We start from the raw sequence: 3,384 nt of genomic DNA on the forward strand, positions 1-3,384 counted from the left end.
CTATATTTGTACACACATTTAGCTATAAAAATGAATACAAATATCACTACAAATATGAACTCAAATATAAACACAAAAATAGTCTTAAAACAAACTGTTTTAAAAAAATTATTAGTCAATAACCTTATTGCTCAAATCTCAGCCGATACTGGCATCCTTTACAATACGCTTAAACGTCAAATTTCTGTGAACCACGAATATTTAACGCTGTACGCTGTCCTTTTATCTATTTCAAAACATTTAGATATACCTATTAATGAATTAGTAGAAAAAAGCTCGTTATAATTATGAGTAACTACAAATACAATACCAAAGAGCTATATGAAGCCACTAATGGTGGTTTGGATATTTTAGAAAAACATTATTCGAGGGGTGCAAACAAAAAGCATTTTAAGTTAAATGATAATGAAAAAACGGCAAGTGCTATTTTTTATGATGCGAAAACGCATTGGGTTATAAAAGATTTTTCGAGCGGTAAAAGTTACGATGCTGTAAGTGCAGTTATGCTCTTAAAAGGTATCGAATTTAAAGAAGCTATACAACTTTTATATACTGAAAATAATTTAGCAGGTGCAAAAACGGTTGTTTCATCAAATATTACCTTTAAAGAAAATACCGAAAAATTACCGAAAACGTATTTTAAAATAGAGGTTCAAAAAGAATATACCAATTTAGATGCAATAGGTAAACACGTAACGCCTGAAATTGCTAAGGCGTATAATTTAGTGCAAATTAAAAGTTATGAAAAAATAACTTCTAAAGAGGGCAAATTAATGATTACCGAAGCAACGCCGAATTATCCGATTTTTGCGTATTCTGATAATCTTAAAAAATGGGCAAAAACCTACAAACCATCGGAATATAAAAAATTAGATAAAGACGGCAAAACCGTAAACTTTAAACACGGTTATTTAGGCGAAAAACCAAATACCTATACACACGGTTTGGAACGTATTTTAAAAGATGTAGATGAAGAAAAAATACTTGACCTTTTAGAAACTATACAACACCATAGGGATTCTCTTTATTCAACTACTGAATCGAGTGAAAAAAAGTTTCATACTGAAATGATAAAAGATTTTCAGCAGAAATTACAATTTGAAAAATTAGAAAACATTATCATTTGTAGCGGTGGTTCTGATGGCTTAAATCTTGCTTCAATTTCTGATGATTATTATCCTATTTGGTTTAATTCCGAGGGCGAGCAAATAAGTTATGATTTGTACCAGCGTTTAAATAAATTGTGTAAAAACTTTTACAATTTACCTGATATTGATATTGCAGGTAAAAAATATGCACACACTTTGTCGAATAACTTTTGGAATATTGAAACAGTTTGGCTTCCAGTAGGTAAAATGGGAACTAAAGGTAAAGATTTTAGAGATTGGTTAAAATATTACGGAAAAGCAGAAAAAGAATCGGTAAAACGTGCTTTTGATAAAATGCTAAATTATACCGTAAAATGTAATTTTATTGATAAAAATGATAAAAACCGTCCTGCTATAAATTTAGCAAACTTTCATTATTTTTTGAATTGTAACAATTTTTATTCATTTAAAGAGATCATAAATTTTGTAGAAAAATCAAACGATGATACTTCTTTTTTAATCAAAATTGACGAATATAAAGTTTCTGTGCCTGAAGTTGCTGAAATTAGAAATTTCTGTATCGAATACTTAAAAGAAAAAGGCGTTGATTTAAACGTTATCAATTTAATCAAAAGTTCTAAAGTATTTATTGTTTCTGAATTAAAAGCAATTGACCGAATTACACTTGATTTTGATAATTACACGCATAATAGCCAGCAATTTTATTTCAAAAATGGAATTGTAAACATTACAAAAGATGCTGTTTCATTTTCTACAAAAAACACTACAAATAAATTTGTTTGGGATCATAAAGTTTCTAATAATGATTTTAGAGTTTCAGCCGATTATTTCAACTATTACAAAGATGCTAAGGGCGAAAACCGTGTAAAAATTAACGATACATCATGCGAATTTATGGCGTATTTAATAAATGCAAGTCGTGTTCATTGGCGCAAAGAAGTAGAAGAACCTTATAAAACCGTAGAGGAACAAGAAGCGTACAGGTCAAAAAATATGTTTACGCTAAATGGTAAGAATTCAGGTTTACAAGAGCATATAACGCAGGAAAAACACTTTTTAAACAAATGTTTTGCGATCGGTTATTTGCTTCATAATTACAAACGTGAAGATTTTACCAAGTTTATTTATATGCTTGATGATACTGTAAAAGATAGTGAGGACGATGCCGACGGTGGATCAGGTAAAAGTTTGCTGGTTCGTGGCTTAATGGAATTATTAAGTGTTTTTACAATTGATGGTAAACGTAAGGATATTGAAACTGATCGCCACATTTTCGGAGAATTGCAACCTGAACACGATATTATAAATATTGAAGATGGAAATAAAAAGTCAATTTTTGAATTTTTCTTCGGGAAAATTACAGGGCAAATCACATCAAATCCAAAACATAAAAAATCGCATAATATCAGTTTTAAAGATGCAGGTAAATTTGTAGGTACTTTTAACTATGGAATGCCGAATAATTCAGGATCTGTAAGCCGTAGAATATTTTTTGTATCATTTTCTAACTGGTATCATGCCAAAACAAAAGATTTTACAACAGAACGTAAAGTTTCAAAAGATTTTGGGCATACTTTTTTTCAGCAATGGGATGAAAAGCAATACACCAAGTTTTATAATTTTTTGATGCAATGCTGCAAATTGTATTTAAACAATTTAGAAAATGAATTTCTGGCACCAATGGATAACATTACTCAAAATAATTTAAAGGCTGGTATTGGAGATGCTTTTATTACTTGGGCAGATGAATATTTTATAGGCGAAGAAAATTTTAATAGAAATTTATACCGTGGTAATCTTTGGGATTTATACAAGTCTAAAAACTCAAAATATCCATTAGGTAGCGGAAAATTTAAAACTGCATTAGAATCGTATTGCGTATTAAATGGCTATACATTTAATCCGAAGCATTTATTAAATAGTCAGGGTATTATTAAGGTGAACATTACAGAGGGACAAAAACGAAGCACAAAAGAGTGTTTTTACATTGAAAACTTAGAAATCCTTGAAGCCGAAAAACCCGAAATTATCGAAACTTTCGAGGATTTTAAAATAGAAAAACCCAAACTAGATGATCTGGAATATTAATGCAAAAAGATGGTGTTGGGATAATGGAATTAAAATATTTCCAAAACCAATGGTATCAAACGGCAGCGTTTTGAAAATCGTTATTTCTAATAATGGCGTTGAAAAAATCGGCAAAGATAATTACGATAATAAAGAAGTTTATAAAAAAATAAACGAGTTATATACTCAAATATATAATAAAAAATAA

At 29.5% G+C, this 3,384-nt stretch carries 3 protein-coding genes; all 3 read left to right on the forward strand.

Features of this window, described 5'->3' with window-relative positions:
* Nucleotides 1-285 (forward strand): hypothetical protein (locus tag AQ1689_RS09380; protein ID WP_219618443.1); only part of this gene is annotated, 285 nt, incomplete at its 5' end.
* 2 nt (nt 286-287) lie between these two features.
* Nucleotides 288-3,197 (forward strand): hypothetical protein, encoded by a 2,910-nt coding sequence (locus tag AQ1689_RS09385; RefSeq protein WP_101955921.1) that lies wholly within the window; start codon nt 288-290, stop codon nt 3,195-3,197.
* Nucleotides 3,181-3,384 carry a hypothetical protein gene (locus AQ1689_RS09390; protein ID WP_101955922.1) on the forward strand — a complete coding sequence of 68 codons (204 nt, stop codon included), beginning with the start codon at nt 3,181-3,183 and terminating at the stop codon, nt 3,382-3,384. The genes AQ1689_RS09385 and AQ1689_RS09390 overlap by 17 nt, the downstream gene beginning before the upstream one ends.

Source organism: Tenacibaculum finnmarkense (assembly GCF_900239185.1).
Classification (GTDB): domain Bacteria; phylum Bacteroidota; class Bacteroidia; order Flavobacteriales; family Flavobacteriaceae; genus Polaribacter; species Polaribacter finnmarkensis.

Bases quoted from the DNA above. Each gene is read 5' to 3' on its own strand.
- AQ1689_RS09385 (WP_101955921.1), top strand. From the start codon at position 288: ATGAGTAACTACAAATACAATACCAAAGAGCTATATGAAGCCACTAAT.
- AQ1689_RS09390 (WP_101955922.1), top strand. From the start codon at position 3,181: ATGATCTGGAATATTAATGCAAAAAGATGGTGTTGGGATAATGGAATT.